Genomic DNA, 23,010 nt, shown 5'->3' on the forward strand with positions numbered 1-23,010 from the left:
AAATTAATATTTATGTTAATATAAAACTAAATAAAAAACCTAAGTATGAGGTGTAAACCATGCAACTACAAATCAACGAAGAATCGTTACCTGTCTATGAAGCATTAGCTAGTAAAACAAGGATAAAAATCATCCAGCTACTTTCAAAGAATAAAATGAATATCAAAGAGCTCGCCCAAGCACTCGGAATCAGTAGTGCCATTACGACGATGCATGTAAAAAAACTTGAGGAAGCGAACATCATCAAATCTGAGAAAATCGGCCAAAAAAAAATCTCCAGCTTACGTGTCGATAAAATCAACATCACGTTTCCAGAAAAAATCTTCAATGCGTTTGACACAAAAGAAACATCGATCCCTATTGGTCATTACACTCGCTATTCAATCGAGCCGACATGCGGTCTGGCAACGATCCATGACTTTATTGGCAAAGTCGATGAACCACGTTACTTTGCCGATCCACGTCGCATGGATGCACGGATCTTATGGTTTACAAGCGGGTTCGTAGAATATCAAACTCCGAATTTTTTGAACGAAGAAGATACTTTGGAAATGTTAGAATTATCTGTTGAACTTTCTTCTGAATTTCCATTTTCCAATGACAATTGGCCATCTGATATCACATTTAGCTTAAACGGTGTGGAACTAGGTAACTGGACAAGTCCGGGAGATTTCGCAGACATTCGCGGAAAACACACACCTGACTGGTATCCAGATAACTTAAATCAGTATGGATTGTTGAAAACGATCCGCATCACCAAACATTTGACCAATATCAACGGTGAACCTTTATCTGAAATCACAATCAATGACATCCCAAGAAACGAAGATGTCTGGACTTTCCGCATCGAAGTCAAAGAAGACGCAAAAAACGTCGGCGGCTGCACCTTATTTGGCAAAGGCTTCGGCAACTACGACCAAGATATAAAGATGAAGGTGTATTATAGTTGAGGTTGTGAAAAAAGCGTTTTGACCTGAGCAGTAAGATGGAAAATCAGAAAATAGCTTTCCATATTTTTTGATTTTTCATCTTAATGTTGAAGGTCAGCTTTTTGAACACCGTTTATCTAGGTTGTGAGAAAAGCGTTTTAACCTAATCAATTTCAAAAACAAAAAGAAACCGTGATTCCCTTATTCAACAAAGGATTCACGGTTTATTTGATTTTTTTTCACTTCATTTATTTCCAAAAATCATCAAAGATCGAAATTGGTAAATGACGTTTATGTTGTGTTTTATTCCACCATTGTTCGATCTTTTGTTGCGCATCTGTTGGAATTTCTTTTCCTTCCAAATAGTCGTCGATTTCATCATAAGTGACGCCTAATGCGACTTCATCCGCAACCATTGGCTTGCCGTCTTCTAGGTCAGCCGTTGGGATTTTTGTGTATAAATGTTCTGGTGCATTCAAGACTTTCAATAGCGCTTTGCCTTGGCGTTTATTCAAACGGAACAACGGAAGGATATCTGCTCCGCCATCCCCATATTTTGTAAAGAACCCAGTAATGTTTTCAGCTGCATGGTCGGTACCGATCACAGCCCCTGCACGTTGTCCAGCAACCGCATATTGGGTGATCATACGTTGACGTGCTTTGATGTTTCCTTTATTGAAATCACTGATTTCCACACCTGCTTCAGTCAATGCTTGTGTTTGTGCATCAACTGCAGGTTTGATATTTACACGTAATTGGACGTCTGGTTGGATAAATTCTAACGCAGCTTTCGCATCTTCTTCATCCGCCTGTTCGCCATATGGCAACCGTACAGCGATGAATTGGTAACTGTCATCTTTCGTTTCTTCTCGCATTTCTTCCATCGCCAATTGCGCTAAACGTCCAGCTAAAGTAGAGTCTTGTCCGCCACTGATCCCTAATACTAACGTTTTTAAGAAGGGATTTTTCTTCAAATATTCTTTCATAAAATCGATACTGACACGAATTTCATTTTGAGGATCGATGACCGATTTCACGCCTAGTTCTTCAATGATTGCTTGTTGTAAATGATTCATCTTCTCTTCCTCCTATAGTTCGCTAGTTAATTGTGTGACGCTTTTTTTCATTCGTTCCATGATTGCCATCTTATGATTCCAGCAATCTGTGGATAAATCCACTGGATATTTTTGTGGATTCAAATCACGTTTGTATTCTTCCCAAAGAGAATCTAGGTTTCCTCTAGTATACTCTTTGATTTCTGCTAAAGTCGGTAAGTCATAGACTCTCTTTCCTTCCACAAAAATATCTTGTAAAATTGGCCGAGCAGTAAAGTCACGAACAGTTTTATTGATAAATGTATGTGTGGGGTGGAACATGAAAATCTCTTCTTCTTGACGAGGATCTTCATCCCATAATGTCACATAATCACCTTCTGATTTTCCATCAAAATTACGAGTGATACGCCATACTTGTTTCTTACCGGGTGTGGTTACTTTTTCTGCATTGCTGGATAATTTGATCGTATCGATCATTTCGCCTTCTTCATTTTCAATCGATACTAGCTTGAAGACTGCACCTAATGCAGGTTGGTCATAAGCTGTAATCAGCTTCGTCCCAACGCCCCAAACATCGATTTTTGCTTTTTGCATTTTCAAGTTTAGAATAGTCGCTTCATCTAAGTCATTTGAGGCATAGATTTTCGCTTCTGTAAAACCAGCAGCATCTAGTTGTTCTCTGACTCTTTTTGAGATATACGCCATGTCCCCACTATCGATACGCACTCCTTGGAAGTTGATTTTGTCACCAAGTTCTTTCGCCACACGGATCGCACTAGGAACACCAGATTTCAATGTATCGTAGGTATCCACTAGAAAAACACAATCTTTATGCGTCTTTGCATACGCCATAAACGCTTCATAATCATTCCCATAACTTTGAACAAGAGAATGTGCGTGGGTACCACTTGCTGGAATACCAAAAATTTTTCCTGCCCGAACATTACTCGTCGCATCAGCACCACCAATGTAAGCTGCCCGAGTACCCCAAACCGCAGCATCCAATTCTTGCGCACGGCGTGTACCAAACTCTAATAATGGATCATCACCGATCACTGATTTGATACGAGCTGCTTTCGTTGCAATCAACGTTTGAAAGTTTACCATATTCAATAATGCTGTTTCCACTAATTGACAATGGGCTAATGGACCTTCTACTTGGATCAACGGTTCATTCGCAAAAACGAGCTCGCCTTCACGAGCTGAACGAACAGTCGCTTTGAATTTGAATTCACGTAAATATGTCAAAAAGCCTTCTGGATATACATCCATCTCACGAAGATACGCAATATCTGTATCAGTAAATGTCAAATTTTCCAAGTAGTCTACTAACCGTTCTAGCCCTGCAAAAACAGCGTAACCATGATTGAATGGCATTTCGCGGAAGTAACATTCAAATACTGCATGTTTATCTGCTCTATCTAGTTCCCAGTATGTCTGCATCATGTTGATCTGGTAAAGATCAGTATGTAGCGTCAAACTGTCATCTGAGTAAGTTGTCGTCATCTTTTTATTGCTCCTCTAAGCCAATTTTCATTTCTTATCTATTATAACAAAAAAATACCCTGGTAAAAGAAATCTTGTTTTATTTTGTATAAAGTAAAGAAATAAGACAGAAGGTTGTGAGAAAGCCGGGTAGCTCCGAGTAGTAAGTCAGAACTTGAGAAAATAGCTTCTCATATTTTTTCAAGTTCTGACTTACTATTGAAGGAGTTGGCTTTCGAACACCGTTTATCTAGGTTGTGAGAAAAGCGCTTTGACCTGAGTAAAAAGATAAATTTAAAAAAAAGCCAAAATCCCAAAAGATTCTACTATCTTGGGATCTCAGCGCTTTACTTTTTATTGTATTCATTTTTGGGATTATCTAGTAGCTTAGCCATATTTATTTTGCTAGGCGATCGCAGCAATCGCTTGTTCTACAATGACGATGTCCTTATTCGGTCGCTTGAACTTCACCCCTGCTTGTTCTAATTCTTGCTTGACACCTACATGGATATTGACAGATTCTCGTTCTGTTTTCAGTACTTTTTTGATGGCATAATCAATCTCTTGTTTAGAAATTTTCTTTTTCGTATTGATCATCACTAATTGGACTTGATCGAACGTATCAATCAACAAAATTTGCGTACGATCAAGAGAAAACAGTTTATAAAATCGAATGGCAGAATTTCTAAAAAAGAAATCAACGATTTTAGGATAAAAGGTTTTGATATTCAAGTTGCTTGTTATCGGCGTTTCAATCAATTTCATAGTGATCCTCTTCTCTCTTTTTAGCTTAAAATGAATCGCTTTCATAAATGGTTAAAAAAACAATTTCATTTCCCTCTCTTTTGATAATAGTATAACATATAATCAAGCAGATAAAAAAGATGATTTTTTTCTTGACCTTCTCGTTACGTCAAGGATTATGCTAGTTTTGTCAGGAGGGAAAGTAATGGAATACACAATCAAAAAAATGGCGCAGCTTTCAGGAGTGAGCAGTCGGACACTTCGTTTTTATGATGAAATCGATCTCCTCAAACCAAAACGAATCAACTCAGCAGGTTACCGCATCTATGGTTCTAATGAAATCGACCGCCTGCAACAAATTTTATTTTATCGCTCCTTAGATTTTCCATTGAATCAAATTCGAGAATTGTTAGATGAGCCTACGTTCGATCATCAACGTGCACTCATCGATCATCAGAGAAAGCTATTGGAAAAACGAGCAGAAATCGATACTCTCCTGGCAACGGTCCAACAAACATTAGCACAATACGATGGAGGGAAAAAAATGACTGATCAAGAAAAATTTGAAGGCTTTAAAAAACAAAAACTAACAGAAAACGAAACAAATTATGGTAAAGAAATCCGCGAGAAGTACGGAGAAGGAACCATCGATAAAGCAAACGAACAATGGCAAAACATGTCGCAAGAAGTGTATCAAGAGATGCAAGCAGTGGAACAACGATTACTAAGTGATTTAACAACTTACCTGTCTGATAAATCTAATCAGGCACTCGCTAAAGAAATTTTTGACGCACATAAAAAATGGTTATTGTTTAGTTGGCCAACCTATCAAGCAGAAGCGCATAAAGGATTAGGTATACTTTATATCTCTGATGAACGATTCACTGAATACTATGATTCTCGCAGTGGCAAAGGGGCAGCGGAAGCATTGAATGAAATCATCCAAGCAAATGCGTAAAAGAAAAAAGACAAATCTTTTTTGAGATTTGTCTTTTTTTTACTAACGTTGAATAAAAGTATACGGAATTTTCACCTGTTCAATTGTGCCATTCAAAAACAAACGAAAAGCGGTTTCACCACATTGTTTCAAATGATGGTCGATCGTCGAAAAATTCAACAGCTCACTGATCAGCATATTTTCCCGACCAACTATGGGAATTTTTTTATTTTGATAACTTTGGAGAATACCAGCCGCTACCGTATCTGAATTCGTAAAAATACCATCGATTCCTCGTTCTTCAAAAAATTTCCCTGCCTGTTTTCCTTGTTCGGTATCGATGCACTGCCAGTAAACATCCGTCTCGTTAAAATCAGGAAAAATCTCTTTACATAGTTTCAACGTGATTTTCGAATTGTAACTTAATCGTCCGGTTCGTCCCAAAGTAACACCTAAGCGTTTGACTCCTTGAGTTTTTAAAAAGGTTAACCCATCAGTAATTGATTGTTTTCGATCAATATAGACACTCATAGTCTCTAACCCTTCGATCTTTTCACAAAAGACGATAGGACCGTATTGTTGATAATCAAGCAACAATTCTAAGGGATTCGCTCTTGATGTAATGATCAATCCGTCAAATGCTTTTGCCGCAAACTCTTCCAAATATTGTTGCTCACGTGTTATTTGATAGTTTGTTGGTAATAACGTCACTTTATACCCTTCGCCAAAAGCGACTTCAATGATTCCACTTAATAGCTGATCAAAGTATGGGTGATTGGTGTATGGTAAAATGACACCGATATTTTTTGTTTTTCCAGAACTTAGTTGTCTGGCATTCGCATTCGGTACATAATTTAATTCTTTGATCACTTTCAAGATCTCTGCTCGCTTTGTCTCATCAACATACGGATGTTGATTGATTACACGAGAGACCGTTGAAACAGAATAGCCTGTTCTTTTGGCTATATCGCGGATGTTTGCCATGACTGCTGTTCGCCACCTATACAAAAAGATTTTCTTGTAGATAGTCTACCACAGCTGGCCCACATTCGAAAAATTGATACAACGTTCCTTGATCGTAAAAACTGATTCGTTGACCGCCCCAATAATCATCCTTGGTCAAGCCAGAAATATCTGCTAAATTGATTTTTCTGATTACTGATCGATTAAGACCTTGAAAACTAGATAACACGAGCATGGAATCTTTAAACTCGACAAATGCGTAGAAACATTGATTCTTTAAACCTTGTGTTGTTTTGATATAGGTATTCATAAGAAGCCCTCCTTTATTTATGCTTTGAGTATACGGTATGAAACGCGTCTCATAGCAAGGAGTTTGCTTCTTTTATTCTTCTGGTTCACCTAGATTAGGATCTAAGCGGTTAGCAGCCAAGATAAATGGTGCCCAAATTAGTGCAGCCACTAAAAGATTGACGATCGTCAGGACGATTGCGCGCCAATCACCAGCTGTTGCTAAGAACCCACTAATGATCGTCGGCATGACCCAAATCACATTTACTACTACCGGACGAACAAGACCGGCCATTGTCGCAAAGTAAGCAATCGTAGCAGTTGCAAGTGGCGCCAAGATGAATGGGATCATCAACAACGGATTCAATACGACTGGTAGCCCAAACATTACTGGTTCATTGATATTGAACAAACCTGGAGCAATCCCTAATTTACCTACCGTTTTGTAATCTGCTCGTTTTGATAAAAATAAGATCATGACAATCAGTACTAATGTTACACCTGCACCACCAGGCCATACAAATGCTTCAAAAGAACCTGCTACCCATTTGAACGGGATCGGTTCATTATTTTGAAAGGCATTGGTATTTTCGACCATCGCTGTACCATAAAGAGTCTGTAACACTGGCGACATGATATTTGTTCCATGTAATCCAAAGAACCAAAGAACATGAACCAATAATACGATAATAAAGACTGCCCCATAACCTTGCGATAAGTTCATCAAAGGTTTTTGAATCGCTTCGGATATCCAGTCGATCAATGGTACGCCTGCTGTTTGTCTAAAGACATAATTGATCGTACCTACAACATATAAAGAAACAACTGCTGGAATAATTGCGGCAAAAGCTCGAGCAACTGCCGGTGGAACTGATTCTGGCATTTTGATAATAATTTTTTTACGCATCAATATCGCAAAAATGATGACAGAAATAAAACCAAAGATCATGGCTGTAAATAGACCAGAACCGCCCATGTATTTTCCAAAGTTGAAATAACCCCATGCGCCCATAGAAAGGGTCTGTCCACCATCGGCACCATCAGCAATCACACCACCTGCTGTAGTGATCATGTCCATCGCATCTTGTGACAATTTTTCTGGCAACGTCAAAACAGCTGTGGCAGCATCAGGTAATCCAATAATAAATGCAACTAATGATACGATACTTCCTGATACAGGGTCCACTTCATATGCTTTTGCTAAGTTTGCACCTAAAGACAGTGCGAATACGACAGCCATGATTGCTAGCGTCCCATTCCAAATCAAACCATTGACGCCAATAACCGGTGTAAAGAAAGTCGTAATGGCGTTTCCTTCTCCTAAATACGTATTAGGAAAGTCACGCATAAACGCATTCAGTAACACAGCAATAGCTCCCGCCATCGTTGCCGGCATGGTTCCGATAAACGCATCACGTAAAGCGACTAGATGCTTTTCCGAACCAATTTTCGTGGCAACTGGCAAGATATATCTCTCCATCCATTCCATTAATTTATTCATCTTAATCCTCCTATAATTCAATCTCTATCAATATGAATGCGCATACATTATAATGATATTACAAATATAGCATAACTTTGTGAAATTCGCTAGAGAAATAACAAAAGAAAAGTGATGAGAAATGAATTTTCTGGCATAGATAATATATGCGAAATAAATAGACAAAAAAACTGACAAATTAAAGCGTCATTCTATCGATTTATTACTTAAAAGATTTGTATTAGATGATAATTATCCCGCATTTAAAATACCAATCGCTTGTGACTTTATAACGAATAATCACAAAAAAAGATCTATCTATTTTCACACAATAGATAAATCTTTTTTTCTTATTATATCTAAAGATTATTTCTCCAGTGATAATCAGACTCGATTTTAAATTCAAATGAGGAAAAATTTAGATAATCTTTTTCTTTTCGTTTACTTGCTCATACCACTTTTCAGCTTCTTTTTTGTGTTCTACATAGTCATCGGCAATCAAATATTTTAATCTTTCTTCTAACCTTTCAGCTACTTCTTTTTTTAATACATGTTTTCTAGTTCTAACTATCGATTTATAAAACGCATAAGGTTCAGCGACTAATCGGAATAATACATCTTGTTGCTCAGATAGAATTTCACCTTTTTCTAGTCTTGAAATAGTTGCATGACTAATTGCTAAAAGTTTACTGAGATCTCTTTGACTAAGACCATAAGTTTTACGAATTGCCTTTATTTCTTTATAAGTCAATAAACCTTTGATTTCACAATATTTTTCATAATCAGATAAATAATTTAAATCATAATTATCAAATGGTTCAAACATTTCTCCGCACTTATCACACTTATAATATGTGTGTGTATTTTTAAAATCTAATTCTTTCACCGTCGTATACTCTACAAGCGTCGTCCTAGTAAAACTTGAATCAATACCACACGCTTCGCAAAAATAATTATTCACTTTACTACACCCTTCTCAAATGATAAATACAAGGCATAGTTGCCTCATGAAAAGAAAGACATTTCATTCCTTTATAAGATTTGATTTTTATGTAAAATTCGATTTCATTTATGTACTTCCCAAACTCCCATATATCCCCTGGTGTTCCATTATAATCACATACTGGACCATTCAAAAAATCTTTGTAAGACAAATTATCGCAAAGGTACTCAAAAAAGATGGTTGGTGTCCATCCAAAACTTCTCAAGTAATCAATTTTTTGATTTCTTCTTCTGATGAACTGAAAATTTCCTGCGATATACTCTCTTTTTTAATTCTTGTAAGAATTTTTCTACTGTGTACTTTTTCTTAACGAGCATCAAATCAGTATTTGCCATTCTGAACCTCCTCCACAAGAGATAATTTGTTATCGTACAGTAACATCTTTTCATATATTAAACCATGCATGGTAATATAAAGCAATCCTAAAACCTAAATTTTTGCCCATAAAGATACCAAATTTGTAATAGCCTTGCTTAGCAAAAAAAATCGACCTATTAGAGTCAAGAGCTGACTCTAGCAGGTCGATACAATATGATGTTTTTACCAGTACTCCTACATCATGCCGCCCATCATTGATGGGTCCATTGCAGGTGCAGCAGGTGCTGCTGGTTCTGGTTTGTCTGCAACAACTGCTTCAGTTGTTAACAGTAATGCAGAAACAGATGCTGCATTTTGTAATGCTGAACGAGTTACTTTTGTTGGGTCTACGATTCCGGCTTCCACCATGTTTACCCATTCACCAGTTGCTGCATTGAATCCTGTTCCTAAATCAACATTTTTCAATTTATCAACGATGACTGATCCTTCATAACCAGCATTTTCAGCAATTTGACGAATTGGTTCTTCTAACGCACGAGTAACGATCTTGATTCCTGTTGCTACGTCGCCTTCTGCTTCGATTGCTGCTACTTTGTTGATCACGTTCACTAATGCTGTACCACCACCAGAGACCATACCTTCTTCAACGGCAGCACGAGTAGCGTTCAACGCGTCCTCAATACGTAGTTTCAATTCTTTTAATTCTGTTTCAGTTGCTGCTCCGACTTTCACGACAGCTACTCCGCCAGCAAGTTTTGCTAAGCGTTCTTGTAATTTTTCACGGTCAAAGTCTGAAGTTGTTTCAGCGATTTGGTTTTTGATCAATTGAACACGTGCATCGATGGCTGTTTTATCGCCTGAACCTTCAACGATCGTTGTGTTGTCTTTATCCACAACTACTTTTGAAGCATTCCCTAAGTTTTCGATTGTTGCATCTTTCAATTCTAGCCCTAAATCATCAGTGATCACTGTTCCACCAGTCAAGACAGCAATATCTTCTAACATTGCTTTACGACGGTCACCAAATCCTGGTGCTTTTACAGCTACAACGTTGAATGTACCACGGATTTTGTTCAATACCAATGTTGGTAAAGCTTCTCCGTCTACATCATCGGCAATGATCAATAAAGGTCGTGATTGTTGTAAGATTTGTTCTAATAAAGGTAAGATATCTTGGATATTTGAAATTTTCTTGTCAGTGATCAACAAGTATGGATTTTCTAAAACAGCTTCCATTTTGTCGTTGTCTGTTACCATATATTGTGATAAGTAACCACGGTCAAATTGCATACCTTCTACGACATCTAATTCTGTTTCGATCCCTTTAGATTCTTCGATTGTGATAACACCGTCGTTGCCGACTTTTTCCATTGCATCTGCAATCAAACGACCTACTTGTTCTGAACCAGAAGAAACAGCCGCAACTTGTGCAATTGCTTCTTTTGAATCAACCACAGTTGAGATGTTGTGTAATTCTTCGACTGCTGATTTAGTTGCTAATTCGATCCCACGACGAATGCCTAATGGGTTCGCACCAGCTGTTACGTTTTTCAAGCCTTCACGAACAATTGCTTGTGTCAATACAGTCGCAGTTGTTGTACCGTCACCAGCGATATCATTTGTTTTAGATGCAACTTCTGAGACAAGTTTTGCACCCATGTTTTCAAAATGATCTTCTAATTCGATTTCTTTTGCAATTGTCACACCATCGTTTGTGATCAATGGAGAGCCATATGATTTTTCTAAAACGACATTGCGGCCTTTTGGTCCTAATGTCACTTTTACTGTATCCGCTAATTTATCTACACCACGTAACATTGCTGCACGTGCATCTTCTGCAAATTTCAATTCTTTTGCCATTTTTTCGTCACCTCATCAATTATTTTTGTTTCGTAATTACTCAACAATCGCCATGATATCTTTTCCAGAGACGATCAAATATTCTGTTCCTTCGAATTTCACTTCTGTACCGGCATATTTTTCAAACATTACTTGGTCGCCTGCTTTGACAGCTGTAGGAACTTTTTCACCGTTTTCTAGCAAACGTCCCTCACCCACTGCTACAACTGTTCCAGTTTGAGGTTTCTCTTTCGCTGATGAAGCTAAAACGATTCCTCCAACAGTTTTTTCTTCTTCTTGCGCGACTTCAATGATGACGCGATCACCTAATGGTTTTAACACGATAAATCCCTCCGATAACTCTTTTTTTGAATCCATTAGCACTCTATCACATCGAGTGCTAACCTACATTTTTAATAATACTCATTCTCCTATTCATTTGCAAGCTTTTTAAATCATAGAAAAAAATTTTTTTTACTAGGTTGTGAGAAAGCCGTCCAGCTCCAAGTATTAAGGCAAAATGTGGGAAAATAGCTCCCCATATTTTTTCACGTTTTGACTTAATATTGAAGGAGCTGGCTTTCGAACACCGTTTATCAAGGTTGTGAGAAAAGCGTTTTGACCTGAGCAGTAAGCTGGAAAATCAGAAAATAGCTTCTCATATTTTTTGATTTTTCAGCTTAATGTTGAAGGTCAGCTTTGCGAACACCGTTTATCAAGGTTGTGAAAGAAGCGCTCAGCACTGAGTAATAAGACAGAAAAATCGAAAATGGCTTTTTCATTTTTGATTTTTTTGGCTTATTATTGAAGTGTTGCTTCTTGAACACCGTTTATCACAGGTTGTGAGAAAGCCGTTCAGCTCCAAGTATTAAGGCAGAACGCGGGAAAATAGCTTCTCATATTTTTTCAAGTTTTGACTTACTATTGAAGGAGCTGGCTTGGGAACACTGCTGATCAAACTTCTAAAAAATCGATCAGTACTATCTAATCAGAGAAATAATCCGATATGGTATAATGAAAAATAGATAAAGTTTAGTAACATATATTTTCATTGAATCACTAAAGTTCGAGGAAAAGTTACTTCAGCTATATTTAATTCGAGCAAGGAAGATGACTACACTTGGTTATCCACTTGTCTCAAGGAGGTTTTTTATGTCATTAAAAAAATACAGCTTTTTTAGCATTTTTTGTTACGGTCTAGTATTTGTTTCACCTTTGCTTTTGACATCGGTTGGACTTGTCAATTCAACATCGGGTTTGATCAATGCAACAACGATCACCTATATTTTGGGTGCAGTGATTCTATGGTTCTTGTACTACAAGCATAAAGAACCGATTGATATCGAAGCAAAAGTACCTGTCGCTTCTCGCTCAAAAATCTTCCTATATGGAATCATCGGTATCTTTATTGCTCTGATTTTACAAAGTATCGCCGTGATGATCGAGAGCTTTTTTTTTGGAGAAGTGTCTCCATCTGAAAATACGCAAAATATCATTCAATTGATTTTAGACACCCCTGCTTTTATTATCGCCACCACGATAGCAGGACCAATCATGGAAGAATTTGTGTTCCGTCGGAGTATCCTAGGAATCGTCGGTCATTATACAAACTTTTGGGTAGGTGCGGGTGTCAGCTCATTCCTTTTTGCCTTGGCACATAATGATGGGCATTTATTGGTCTACTTCTTTTTAGGATTTTTCTTTAGTTTACAATATCGTTCGACTGGCCGAATCTGGACGCCAATGATCACGCACATTGGTATGAACACTTTAGTTGTCTTCGTTCAGCTGGCTATACAAAGAGGTTTGATCTAAGTAACTCTACAAAACAAAAAAAGGGTAGATCCGAAATTTCCTTAAAATTTTCGGATCTACCGCTTTTTGTATAGGCGCTGATATTTACCGTCACAGACTCTTGATTAAATGGAGAATAATTCTGTTGCAGCATCTGGATCCGTATCATACACATCGAAATCGTATCCAACGCCCAGATCTTTTTCTTTAAGAATATTTTCCATCGTCAGATGAGCCAATTCTTTCATATTGTTTTCTTTACTTAAATGTCCTAGATAGATACGTTTTGTACGATCTCCAATGACATCTGTCATGACTAGTGCGCCGTCTTCATTGGATAAATGACCACGATCACCTAAAATACGTTGTTTCAAGTTCCATGGATAAGGACCCATGCGCAACATTTCTAAGTCATGATTGCTTTCCATCAAATAGCCATCGGCATTTTCAATGATTCCTCGCATATGATCACTACAGTAACCTGTATCCGTCAACATCACAAACGAACGATTCTCTTTATGGAAGCGATAGAATTGTGGTGAAGCTGCATCATGAGACACCCCGAAACTTTCGATATCTAAATCACCAAATGTTTGGACTTTTCCCATCTGAAACAGATGCTTTTGTTCGATTGGAACATTCCCGATCATCGGTGCCATGGCTTCCCATGTTTTTTCATTTGCATAGATATCTAAATGGTACTTACGAGCCAAAACACCTACACCGTGGATATGATCCCGATGTTCATGCGTAACAAGGATACCGTCTAATTGATCCGGTGTCCGTCCGATCTGTGCCATCAAGGAAGTAATTTTTTTCCCACTCAGTCCTGCATCTACTAAGAGTCGCTTTTTGTCACTCTCGATGTATAATGAGTTTCCTGAACTCCCACTTGCAAGGATACTGATTTTAAAAGCTGTATTTCCTTCAGCCATTTTACTACTACTTCCCTTCTTACTTTGTAAACTTTTTTCATTATACCTACTTTTTTAATGATCTTCCACCTTTGGGATCGCATTATTTGTAATAATCGTATTACTGAACGCATTGACCGTTTCGATCTGATACGTTTTATCCGGGGTTTCAATTGCGACATACCATACTGGGACATACACATTTTTCTCACGTACTTTCAAAATACGAGAGTAGGCCAACTGACGCCAAAGAATTTTAGAACCTCGGGAGATTTTATTATTTACATACAATGTATTGATAGCTTCTTCTTCTGTATGTAATTCTGTTTTTTCCCGCAATTGTTCAATACTCGATAAGTGGGTTTGTGTAAACTTTGAAATACGATACTCATCCCCCTTTTTTTCGAGCGAGAAAATGATCTTCGCTGTATCATCATAAAATGGTAGCCCTTCATAGGTTTGACTTGCCGTGATTTCAGGAGAATCACCTTCTAACACAGAAAAATTTTTCATGTAAATATACTCGCTGCCAAATAAAACATCTTCTTCATTATCCAAAAAGTCATTGAGTGAGCTCGCCATACGATCTGGATCAAGTGCGTTACTTTCCCCTTCAGAGTCCGTTAATGTTTTAGTCAATATATTATCGTTGATCGAAACCCCACTCTCTAAAAGGCCACGTCGATTGTTTTCTTGACGATGCTTAAATAATGCTTGACTGAGTTCTGTTTCTTCTGCACTTAAATAGTATCCTTGTTTACTTTCTGAAGAAAAATCTCCAGTATAGGTAATATCATCATTTGCTAAACGCTTTTGGATCGTTTCAGTCTGATCCGATCGTATAACTGTATGCTCTTGATTGATTGCTTCATGATAGCTGCTAAACAAAAAGACATTCAAACCTAAAAAGGCGACGAAGAAAATCCATTCAATTTTTTTGAAATCCATATTACTCCGCCTCCTTCTCAGGTAACTTGGCTAACAATTCATTCGCAGAATGCCATTCTCCTTGATATTTCACATACCATTCTGGGAAGAGATCAACGACGCGATTGGTTTCCTCGATATTTTGCCATGTATAACCAACGATGATCAGCTCGATTTTCGATTCTTCCGCTCCTTTATCAATCAGTTCTTGATAGACTTCATCCGTGCTAGGCAACTCGACTTCTTCATCTGAAGGGATAGGAACTTGAATGGTATTTAAGCTTGTTTGGATACTTACTTGGTTACTCGCTTGCTCATTACCGATTTCGATCCCGACTTTCCCTTTGCTGTCTGAACCAAAAACAGGGAAACCTTCCACAAAAATACGATAATCGATTTGATTCTTATTGCGATCGAAATAACGAACATTTCCTAAAGCTCCGCCTAATTTGCTGACATAAGGAAAACTATCCGTAAAAATATTGTTAGGTTCTTCAGTCGTCGGCAACTCACCTCTAAAATCAACGATTTGATTCTCAGAATGGATCGTCATCGTTTCATTGCCATCATAAAAGATCAATTCAGTACTTTCATCATTATTTTTTACCTCATCTGCCTGAGAAAAGAAGGCATTTCGAAAGACCGTATACGGTTGCTGAGATAAAATATAACTGTATTTTTTCAATTTCATTGGTTCTTTAATGCTGTGCTGTGTTTCGATATTTGTTGGTGTGTTGAAGACAGGTGTCCAGTTGACATCCGAAGAATTTAAATCATGTTCTACCACATTCCAATCCATTGATAGACTAGCTTCATAAATCGTTTGTTGATCATAATCGATAAAGCTGACTTTATCTCCTTTTTCATCAAACTGGACACTCGTAAAGTAGACATCTTCGTTTTGAACTTCTCCTAGATCAATGTTCAATCCAAATGCTTTGACATAGCCGCTCAGCAGATATGGAGCATTGTATGAGAATTCGATTCCTTCATTGAGTGCCTTCTTCTGATCGAACTTTTCTTGATCTGCTTCCACGACTTCTGTCAACTTGCCGAAACGTGCGCCTTCGATCAATCCATGGATTCTAGAAATCAAGTTCTCGCTATTCGTTTCTTTCGCTGTCTCTTTTTGGAACCAAGTGAGGTGTAAAGGCAGATAAATTTCTGATGCTTTACGATAGCTTTGTGATTCAACCACTTGTGAAGTGGTCTCCTCCAAGTTGATTGAGGTTTTCCCAGCTGGACTTAGCCAAATCGCATAAGAGAAATATAGGCTTAATGCAACCATCAAGATCAAACCAATTCGTATAAATTTTTCAGAAATCTTCATTCCCACCATTCCTCCTCATACGGTTCATAAGGTAAAGAAATATAGAAGGTTGAACCTTGTCCCTCCTTACTTTCTGCCCAGATTGCGCCACGATGTGCTTTCACTACTTCACGAGAGATCGCTAAACCGAGTCCTGTTCCGCCTTGTGCTCTAGCTCTTGCTTTGTCCACTCGATAAAAACGCTCAAATACACGGTTCAAATCTTTTTTCGGAATACCGAGCCCTTGGTCCGTAATACTTAAAATCACATTGTTATGGGTTTCAAGTAAGCGACAGGTAATGGCGCCTCCATCAGGTGAATATTTGATCGCATTGTTCATGATATTGTCGATGACCTGGATGATTTTATCCGTATCGATCTCGACCCAAAGATCTCGTTGAGTGAACTCTCGACGGATCGTATAATTCTTCTCTTGATTCCCTACCATCATATCAAAACGATCTAACACAAAATTGACGAGTTCATTAAAGTTCACATACTCTAATTGTAACTGGGTATTCCCTGTATCCATACGAGAGAGATTCAGCAAATCGTTGATCATACGGATCATACGGTCGGTTTCATCCAAGGTCACTTTCAAGAAGTTCGGTGCGACTTCTTCGTCCTTCCAAGCGCCCTCACTTAGTGCCTCGATGTAGCTACGCATACTAGTTAATGGCGTACGCAATTCATGCGAGACATTTGAAACGAATTCTCGACGTTCCCGTTCCGTTTTCTCTTGTTCTGTAACGTCATGTAACACTGCAACTAACCCACTGATAAAACCAGATTCTCGTCGGATCATCGAAAAATCGACACGTAAGATCATTTGGTCTGCTTCTCGCGCTCCTGTCGAGCGATCTAAGATCATTTCATTCGGGTCTTCTAAAAGCTTACGTAGCGTGTATTCTTCTTCGATCGCTAATAGTGTCAAGATGGATTGACCGATTGCTTCTTCCTTTTTCAAATCTAATAATGAGACAGCCATATCATTGATCGTAATGATTTTCCCACGACGATCGGTTGCGATAACACCATCCGTCATATGTGACAAGACGCTATCAAGACGATTTCGTTCGGCTTCCATGGTGTCTTGCGCTTCTTCGATCCGTTCTGCTAACTGGTTGAACGTTTCAGCGAGTTGCCCTAATTCATCTTGTCCGTGGACTTTTACCTTGCGGCTATAGTCACCACGAGCAATGCGGATCGCTTGTTCACGCATTTCCCCAATCGGTTGCGTGATCGAACGCGCAACCAAGACAGAAACGATCATTGAAATGAATGCGGCGATCAATGAAGCAGTGAAAAAAATCAACGCTGTATTAGTGATCTCTGAATATTTTTGTTCAATATCACTTTTGACGTAAAGAGCCCCGATAACGGCATCGCCGGTCGGGGACAAAATGGGTTGGATATTGATATTTACTCGTTTTCCATCGTCGTCTAAGGCGACATATCGTTTGGTTGTAAAATCATTGATATCGACATAGTCATTCTTTTTGCCGACCGAGCCTTGTTCACTGACTTCTGTCGTTGCACGAATGATCCCTCTTTCATCCACGACACGAATCTCGATAATATCGCTTGAGGCACTGGTCTCAATAAAACGTTTGATATTCGTATTGGCGTCATCGATACCAGCACTGTCATTTCCTTTACGGTTCAGCTCCGGACTGATCGTTGTCGCTAACGTTTCTACTGTTTGGTTCATATCTTTGATAAAGGTATTGATCGTTGAACGTTCCAATCCCCTAATAAAATACGCACCAATGATCTCAATTGAGATCAGTAAAATCAAAATAAATGTGATCGCTATTTTGAAGTTTACTGATCGAAAAAAACGGACTTTTCCTTTCATCCAATTACTCCTGTTCTTGATTACGCAAGTAGTATCCTACGCCTCGGCGTGTAACTAAATAGCTAGGATGACTTGGATTGTCCTCGATTTTTTCACGTAAACGACGAACGGTCACGTCTACTGTACGGACATCTCCAAAATAATCATATCCCCAAACGGTCTGTAACAAATGCTCACGTGTCATTACTTGACCAATGTGTTTTGCCAAATAAAATAGAAGTTCAAACTCGCGATGAGTCAATTCGATCGTTTCGCCACGTTTTGTCACCATATAGGCATCGGGATGGATCGTCAAATCCCCAATGACCAATTCAGAAGGAGTTACTTCTTCTACTTCTTTGGCAGCAGAAGCCCCACGTCGAAGATTTGCTTTCACCCGAGCCACTAATTCCCGATTAGAAAATGGTTTGGTCACATAATCGTCTGCTCCAAGTTCTAAACCTAGAACTTTGTCGATCTCAGAATCCTTCGCTGTCACCATGATGATCGGCATGTCAAACGTTTTTCGCACTTCACGAGCCACTTCTAAGCCATCCATTTTTGGCAACATCAAATCTAAGACGATCAAATCAGGTTCCACCTCAGCTACCTTCACTAAAGCTTCTTCCCCATCATACGCTGTATAAACATCATAGCCTTCTTTTGCTAAATTAAATTTGACGATATCCGAAATCGGTTTTTCGTCGTCGACAACTAGTATTTTTTTCATAAAGAGCCACCTCTTAGTTAGTATTGTCATTCTGTTCCATTATACCGCATTTCTTATCAGGTTTCATCTTTCTTAAAAAATAGCACGTTATTAATAAAAATCTCCTGACAGAAAACATGGATGCGGATAAAAATAAACCGCTAACTCGTTAAAGTTTTAGCGGTTTATTTATGTTTCTGTTATCCATGATCCACATAAGACAGATCCAAATATTTATTTCATTCGGGTAAAAATATCCCTTCAATTATTGGGAGTTGCCAGAAAACATGCCAGTGATCGAATCCCATATCCCACTAAAGAATCCTTTGATATTCTCCCAAAGACCTTTTGATCTTTCTTCAATTTGTTTGCGTGCCTCAGTTAAGTCCAATTCTTTCACGAAGTCTTCAAAAATATTTTTATCTTTCATCTCGCTCATCAATGAAGTTATTTCTGTGACTTGATCGCTTGTCATAACATCTTCTAATCCATTATCTTTCAGTGCTTTTTCAACTGTCGTTTGAATATCTGCTTGTGTCAATTCTTTTCCATCAGCAGTTTTAGCCGCCAATTCTTCTTTTGCTTGCTCTTGCGCTTTGTTTAACGCTTCGTCAGAATAGCCGTCTTTATCTTTGTTTTCTTCTGTGATAGAAGATAAAACATCCATTTCATTTTGAGCGACAGATACTCTATCCTGATTGATGATCCCACCAGATTCTTCAACGATCTTATACACGCCTGCTAAAGCTCCTGAGCCATCGATCGGCACTGCGGATGCGACTGTCAATTTCGCATCAGTGATCCCAGCTGTCAACGCTGCATTTTGATATTGCGCAGCAGTGATTCGTGTGATATTTTCTGGTGTGGCGATATCGACAGTGATTCCTTCACCTTCAGAAAGTGTCTGCATGCGGACAGAGCTATAAACTGCCCAGTCTGCGGTAAATCCACCATCAGGGATATAGGTCATTAAATCTGTACCAGATGTCTTATAAATCGGCGTCTCACCTTTGATCCCTAGTTTGTCTAATGTATAAGTTTCTTGTTCTTTCGTTAACGCATTACCGATTGCTACTGCATTGATCTGCAAACGTTCACTCGAACTACTTGATGTTGATGATTCAGAAGAATCAGTAGCAACTGTCGAGTCAACAGTTCCTGAAATCGGGACAATGCTTTGTGTTGTACCTGTCTCAGAAGAGTCCGTTGCAACTGCCGGGTCAACAGTTCCTGAAATTGGGACAATGCTTTGTGTTGTCGCCGTTTCTTCTGCTAATACGATTGGTGTCGCTAGTAAAACTTGGCTTGAGACCAAGAGAGTGGCAATTATTTTTGTTTTTTTCATACATAACCTCCATGTAGCTGTTTTCTGTTTTAAACATTGTACTATAAGGTCTATAAGATAACCTACGCCTCAAGGCTGATTTGAAAAGAATCTTATACTATCTTTTAATATTACTGGTGTTTTTTTACCGTTATAACCTTTTTAGCCTTTCTTTCATCGTTCATAAAAAAAGCCCAACCTCCGACTATTTTCGAATGTTGGGCTTTGGACCTCGCCTTCTAGGCTTTTTTTTACTTTTGTATCATTTGATTTTAGTAGCGTAATTGCAATAGGATCGGCGATTGATTTTCTAACACTTTCGATTCAACGAAAATAACTTCTCCTCCGTATCGCATTACTTCGTAAATGATCTCATTCACGATATCTTCGACATAGCCTTCGTCGGTTGAGGAGATATCTAATAATTTGACTTGATGATCGACAATCACTGCCTCTTGGTAGTAATCGTGGTCAACGATCAATTTTTGTCCTTTTCCTTTGATTACTTGTCTATAGATATTGGCTACATCTCGCTCTAAACGTCCTTGATTTTCCATTCCTGCTAAAGTGTACAACAACGTTTCTTTTTGATGACGAATATATTCTTGGATCACCTGATTTGCTTGCTCTCCTATTGCCAACTCATTTTCGCCGCTATCAGCGGTAAAGTTTCCATAGATTTCACCAACGATCAGTTCATCTTTATGGCAAATCTGCTTATACGCAGCAATATTTTCAGTTGTTCCAGCTAAAATGATTGGACGTGGCGTACGATTCAAATAAGGTTGCAACTCAGAATCGATCCATTTAAAGAACTCTTTTTTGTAATTCGTTTGTACGCTTCCCATTGAGTTCAATACACGGTCTTTTGTCCAATAGCCTTTATTCCTGATTGGGAAATGCGCATCTTTCACTTCTTGTACTAAAATATGATCGACATATTCTAGTAGACGTGAACAATCCATCCCAATCGTCAACACATAATAGTGATTCATTTTACTTTCGCTTCTTAAGATTTCTTTTGTATGGAAATACTCATCGATAACGTATTGACTCTCCAACACAAATGGTACTTCGATTTGTTCATTGATACTTGGCGAAACAAAATAGACAATACTTCCTCTTTTATGCGTAGGTTGAAAGTCTTCTAGCAATTGATCAATTTTATTAATCATTGTTTTCGCCGCTGTTCCTGCCATTTCTTCCAACTCTAAAATAATCTGTTTTACAAGATTTTTTAACACTAGTTTATATTTTTCAGCACTTTTCTCGTCATTTGGCATCCCTAACATGATCGTCACCGCCGGATTTTCCCTGTGAGCACTTAATTCTACATAATTCATTTTGAAACTCCTTCTTTCTACCTATAAATAAACTGACATAGTGATCAATCGATATGATTCGTATTTCTATGTCTACTTTAATGATATTGGTTAGAGCGATTCTAAGGTCAAGCTACTTTTGAAGAATTTATCATTTGAATCCAAAATTAAGTTTGCCTATAAAAATACCGCCCTCTAGAAATTAGATGCTGATCTAACTTCTAAAGAGCGGGTCTTCATTTGCAATTCTTTTAGTATTCTTTTATTTTTTATCTCTAGTTGTGAACGATAAAAAATAAATCTATTCTTTGACGATACTTGTCGTTGGTCATCCTATGCTTCAAGTATTTGGATACCGATACCCAATAGACCTGGACCAGTGTGGACGACTAATGCCGGTGAGATTTGTCCAAAATAAATCTCTTGGACATTTGGAAATTCACGTTCAAAACGTGCCTTCATTTCGATTGCTTCTTCTTCTGCATCACCATGTGCAACCGCTAAGTTAAAGACTTTCGCATCTCCGACTACTTCTTTCACATAGGACATCGTTTTCTCTAAACTTTTCTTTCTTCCACGTGCTTTACCTACTGTATAATAGATACCTTCTTCATTACAAGAGATGATTGGGTTCAATTTTAAAGCATTTCCCAAAATTGAAGCAACTAAACCAATACGTCCACCTTTTTGTAGGTATTCAAGTGTTGCTACGTTGAAGAAGACTTTCGTACGTTCTGCTAATGCAACTAATTCATCGATCAGCGTTTCCCATTCCATGCCTTCTTCGATCCATTTCGCGGCTTGGATTGCTGTGAATCCAGCACCGATACCGATATTTTTTGTATCTAACACATGCGTTTGTAGTCCTTCTTGTTCTTGTGCAACAAGACGAACGACATTATTCGTTCCACTTAAACCACTTGAGATAGTGATTGCGAGTACTTTATCGTAGCCATCATCTTTGATTTGATCAAAAATTTTGGTGATTGATTCTCCATCGGGTAAAGATGTGCCTGGAATTTCTTCAGGTAAACGCTTATAAATTTCTTCAGGAGTGATGTCAACTTTATCTGTATATTCTCTATCTTTATAGATGATTTTCAAAGGAATCACATAAATATTGTACATATCAATGATTTCTTGTGGCACATCTGTTCCTGAATCTACTAAAATTGCAATTTTATTCTTCATTTTCTTTCTCCTTTTTTGCCTCTTGTAAATATTCGCTTTCCAGGCTGATGGTTTTTTCCGCTAGTAGCTTCATTGCAAAAGAAATCGTCGCTGAACGAACAGCAACATATTCTAATGGAATTTCTTTATTTAATAATTGTTCAAGTTGTTTTCCTTGGGCTAATTGACTAACCATTCGTATCGCATTTTCTTGCTCATCACAAAAAAGATTGTACGCTTCTCGTATCCCAATCGTTTTCCCTTGGAATAAAATCCCTTCTTTGATCTCGGGGATCGTTAAGATTTGTTTGAGCGTCGTGATCGCAATCAAAAATGCCACATGTTGTTTACTGTATTTTTTTTTGACTGGCGCCGGTATCATGCCTAACTTCACATAGTTATTCACCATGGATGAAGTCAGCAAAGGATGTTTTTCTCCTTGGATCACTGGTGAGAGATAGCGATCTACCAATGTTTTCACTTGGTCCATATAAAGCTCTAGGTCGGGAAGCTCTTCCCAATGAGGTAATCGAAAGGATTCGAGATTCTCTCCCCAATCGACTAACTGCTGTCGCATTTTTTCCATTATGAAAGCTCCTTTAATGTTCTCATTAATATCTTATCAAAGTTTCAAAAAACATGCAATCTAGTTTCCTTGACTA

Annotated in this window: 22 protein-coding genes; 3 read left to right on the top strand and 19 right to left on the bottom strand. The window is 38.2% G+C overall.

The genetic code is table 11. The features are described 5' to 3' along the window. Positions 1–59: 59 nt before the first annotated feature. Positions 60–950: an ArsR/SmtB family transcription factor gene (locus tag DOK79_RS03095; protein WP_019723205.1), complete on the top strand. Its 891-nt coding sequence runs from the start codon at positions 60–62 to the stop codon at positions 948–950. 227 nt (positions 951–1,177) lie between these two features. On the opposite strand, the gene nadE is transcribed toward DOK79_RS03095, so the two are convergent. The 3 genes from nadE to DOK79_RS03110 all read right to left on the bottom strand — a co-directional run bounded on the left by nadE (position 1,178) and on the right by DOK79_RS03110 (position 4,234). After that, complete coding sequence (gene nadE / locus DOK79_RS03100; protein WP_206856883.1) at positions 1,178–2,005, bottom strand: ammonia-dependent NAD(+) synthetase; 828 nt, start codon at positions 2,003–2,005, stop codon at positions 1,178–1,180. Positions 2,006–2,017: 12 nt separating this feature from the next. Next, positions 2,018–3,490, bottom strand: coding sequence for a nicotinate phosphoribosyltransferase (locus tag DOK79_RS03105; RefSeq protein WP_206856884.1), 1,473 nt, complete (start codon positions 3,488–3,490; stop codon positions 2,018–2,020). A gap of 384 nt (positions 3,491–3,874) precedes the next feature. Beyond that, positions 3,875–4,234 carry a DUF1827 family protein gene (locus DOK79_RS03110; RefSeq protein ID WP_206856885.1) on the bottom strand — a complete coding sequence of 120 codons (360 nt, stop codon included), beginning with the start codon at positions 4,232–4,234 and terminating at the stop codon, positions 3,875–3,877. 184 nt (positions 4,235–4,418) lie between these two features. Here DOK79_RS03110 and DOK79_RS03115 point away from each other — a divergent pair, with 184 nt between their 5' ends. Further along, positions 4,419–5,171: a MerR family transcriptional regulator gene (locus tag DOK79_RS03115; protein ID WP_206856886.1), complete on the top strand. Its 753-nt coding sequence runs from the start codon at positions 4,419–4,421 to the stop codon at positions 5,169–5,171. 42 nt (positions 5,172–5,213) lie between these two features. On the opposite strand, the gene DOK79_RS03120 is transcribed toward DOK79_RS03115, so the two are convergent. From DOK79_RS03120 to groES, 7 genes are all read right to left on the bottom strand, one after another. Further along, a complete protein-coding gene (locus DOK79_RS03120) occupies positions 5,214–6,134 on the bottom strand; it encodes a LacI family DNA-binding transcriptional regulator (protein ID WP_206856887.1) in 921 nt (306 codons plus the stop codon). Positions 6,135–6,150: 16 nt separating this feature from the next. Then, positions 6,151–6,423: a hypothetical protein gene (locus DOK79_RS03125; RefSeq protein ID WP_206856888.1), complete on the bottom strand. Its 273-nt coding sequence runs from the start codon at positions 6,421–6,423 to the stop codon at positions 6,151–6,153. A 72-nt stretch (positions 6,424–6,495) separates the two neighbouring features. Beyond that, on the bottom strand, positions 6,496–7,902 hold the full coding sequence (locus tag DOK79_RS03130; protein WP_206856890.1) for a PTS sugar transporter subunit IIC: 1,407 nt from the start codon (positions 7,900–7,902) through the stop codon (positions 6,496–6,498). Between the two features lie 397 nt (positions 7,903–8,299). Then, positions 8,300–8,767 carry a type II TA system antitoxin MqsA family protein gene (locus DOK79_RS03135; RefSeq protein ID WP_339092899.1) on the bottom strand — a complete coding sequence of 156 codons (468 nt, stop codon included), beginning with the start codon at positions 8,765–8,767 and terminating at the stop codon, positions 8,300–8,302. A 326-nt stretch (positions 8,768–9,093) separates the two neighbouring features. Beyond that, positions 9,094–9,219, bottom strand: a complete 126-nt coding sequence (locus tag DOK79_RS03140; protein ID WP_277989382.1) for a hypothetical protein — start codon at positions 9,217–9,219, stop codon at positions 9,094–9,096. Between the two features lie 217 nt (positions 9,220–9,436). Then, positions 9,437–11,062, bottom strand: coding sequence for a chaperonin GroEL (groL, locus tag DOK79_RS03145; protein WP_206856895.1), 1,626 nt, complete (start codon positions 11,060–11,062; stop codon positions 9,437–9,439). A gap of 36 nt (positions 11,063–11,098) precedes the next feature. Then, positions 11,099–11,383, bottom strand: a complete 285-nt coding sequence (gene groES / locus DOK79_RS03150; RefSeq protein ID WP_206856896.1) for a co-chaperone GroES — start codon at positions 11,381–11,383, stop codon at positions 11,099–11,101. 810 nt (positions 11,384–12,193) lie between these two features. Here groES and DOK79_RS03155 point away from each other — a divergent pair. Continuing rightward, positions 12,194–12,856 (top strand): CPBP family intramembrane glutamic endopeptidase, encoded by a 663-nt coding sequence (locus DOK79_RS03155; protein ID WP_206856898.1) that lies wholly within the window; start codon positions 12,194–12,196, stop codon positions 12,854–12,856. Between the two features lie 104 nt (positions 12,857–12,960). Here the strand turns inward: DOK79_RS03155 and DOK79_RS03160 are convergent, their stop codons facing one another. The 9 genes from DOK79_RS03160 to DOK79_RS03200 form a co-directional block, all read right to left on the bottom strand. After that, positions 12,961–13,770: an MBL fold metallo-hydrolase gene (locus tag DOK79_RS03160; RefSeq protein WP_206856900.1), complete on the bottom strand. Its 810-nt coding sequence runs from the start codon at positions 13,768–13,770 to the stop codon at positions 12,961–12,963. Positions 13,771–13,824: 54 nt separating this feature from the next. Beyond that, a complete protein-coding gene (locus DOK79_RS03165; protein ID WP_206856902.1) occupies positions 13,825–14,697 on the bottom strand; it encodes a two-component system regulatory protein YycI in 873 nt (290 codons plus the stop codon). Position 14,698: 1 nt separating this feature from the next. Next, the gene (locus tag DOK79_RS03170; protein WP_206856903.1) at positions 14,699–16,006 is read right to left on the bottom strand and encodes a YycH family regulatory protein; all 1,308 of its coding nucleotides are present in this window, start codon (positions 16,004–16,006) and stop codon (positions 14,699–14,701) included. Next, positions 16,003–17,844 (bottom strand): cell wall metabolism sensor histidine kinase WalK, encoded by a 1,842-nt coding sequence (gene walK / locus DOK79_RS03175; RefSeq protein WP_206856904.1) that lies wholly within the window; start codon positions 17,842–17,844, stop codon positions 16,003–16,005. Before walK ends, DOK79_RS03170 begins: the two co-directional genes overlap by 4 nt. 4 nt (positions 17,845–17,848) lie before the next feature. Further along, positions 17,849–18,553 (bottom strand): response regulator YycF, encoded by a 705-nt coding sequence (gene yycF / locus DOK79_RS03180; RefSeq protein ID WP_206856905.1) that lies wholly within the window; start codon positions 18,551–18,553, stop codon positions 17,849–17,851. A gap of 244 nt (positions 18,554–18,797) precedes the next feature. Then, on the bottom strand, positions 18,798–19,877 hold the full coding sequence (locus tag DOK79_RS03185; protein ID WP_206856906.1) for a DUF1002 domain-containing protein: 1,080 nt from the start codon (positions 19,875–19,877) through the stop codon (positions 18,798–18,800). Positions 19,878–20,128: 251 nt separating this feature from the next. After that, positions 20,129–21,199 carry a hypothetical protein gene (locus DOK79_RS03190; RefSeq protein WP_206856907.1) on the bottom strand — a complete coding sequence of 357 codons (1,071 nt, stop codon included), beginning with the start codon at positions 21,197–21,199 and terminating at the stop codon, positions 20,129–20,131. 312 nt (positions 21,200–21,511) lie between these two features. Further along, entirely contained in the window at positions 21,512–22,369 is an 858-nt protein-coding gene (locus DOK79_RS03195) for a DegV family protein (RefSeq protein ID WP_206856909.1), read from the bottom strand. Further along, complete coding sequence (locus DOK79_RS03200) at positions 22,359–22,934, bottom strand: DUF1836 domain-containing protein (protein WP_206856911.1); 576 nt, start codon at positions 22,932–22,934, stop codon at positions 22,359–22,361. Before DOK79_RS03200 ends, DOK79_RS03195 begins: the two co-directional genes overlap by 11 nt. Positions 22,935–23,010: the final 76 nt, after the last annotated feature.

The organism is Enterococcus sp. DIV1094, from assembly GCF_017316305.2.
Taxonomy (GTDB): domain Bacteria; phylum Bacillota; class Bacilli; order Lactobacillales; family Enterococcaceae; genus Enterococcus_B; species Enterococcus_B mangumiae.